The organism is Sphingomonas sp. GC_Shp_5 (assembly GCF_026540855.1).
Taxonomy (GTDB): Bacteria; Pseudomonadota; Alphaproteobacteria; order Sphingomonadales; family Sphingomonadaceae; genus Sphingomonas.
Window position 1 is genome coordinate 1 of sequence record NZ_JALNUP010000061.1, and the last position, 1,040, is coordinate 1,040.

A 1,040-nucleotide genomic window follows, 5' to 3' on the forward strand; every position below is an offset into this window, starting at 1 on the left:
ACGTCGATGAACTGCCCGGGTGCGAGCAGTCCGTGGTCCGGATGGTTCCATCGTAACAGCGCTTCGGCACCGACGATGCGCCCCGTCGTGAGCTCGACCTGAGGCTGGTAGAGCAGGACGAACTCCTCAGCATCATAGGCATTGCGAAGTTCGCCCTGCATTCGGCGCCTTGCTTCGACCCGATGGCGAAAGTGGGGTTCGAAGAAGCCAATCGCGCCGCCTCCTTGATCCTTGGCCTTGTAGAGCGCCAGATCAGCCGCGATCAGGAGTGCTTCAACTCCCGTGCCGTGGTGAGGGGCAATGGCAATGCCGATGCTCGTATCCAGCTGCAGCTCGTCACCTTCCAGGCAAAAGCCTGAGCGAAAGCTGTTTCTCAGGCTGGTGGCCACCTTGTGCGCCTCACGAGGATCACCCATGCCGGGGACGAGAAGGGCAAACTCATCGCCGCCCAACCGCGATAGCAGGATTTCCGGTCCGGTTTCAGCTCGCAGCCGCTCACCAACCGCAGCCAGCAGCCGGTCACCTACAGCGTGGCCGAGCACGTCGTTGACATCCTTGAACCCATCGAGGTCGAACAGCAGCACCGTTGCCGCGCTACAGCGAGCAAGCATTTGACGCGCCCTGTCATGAAAGGCGGTGCGGTTCGGCAGCCCGGTCAATTCATCGAAATGCGCGACGCGAGCAAGGTGAGCTTCATGCGCGATGTGTTGACGCTCGCTTCGCCGGAGTTCGAGGCGATCGATCACTAATTGAGCAAGGCTTTCGAGCTGGCGGGCTCGCTTCGGCTCCAACTTCTGCGGTTCGGGCGAGATGATGCACAAGGTGCCAAGCACGTGGCCAGAGGCGACGCGAAGAGGGGCCCCAGCGTAGAAGCGGATATAGGGCGGCCCGGTTACCAGCGGGTTTTGCGCAAACAGAGGGTCGAGTAGAGTGTCCTCTACGATGAATGCGCCTTCCTTATCGAGCGCGTTCGCACAAAACGATACGTCCCGAGACGTGCTCTCGAGCTGCGTTCCTACGCGTGCGCCGAAAAACTGCTG

At 61.1% G+C, this 1,040-nt stretch carries 1 protein-coding gene; it reads right to left on the reverse strand.

From position 1 onward, the window contains the following. A partial coding sequence (locus OXR60_RS19825) for a diguanylate cyclase (RefSeq protein ID WP_267397782.1) occupies window positions 1-1,040 on the reverse strand: 1,040 nt, incomplete at both ends.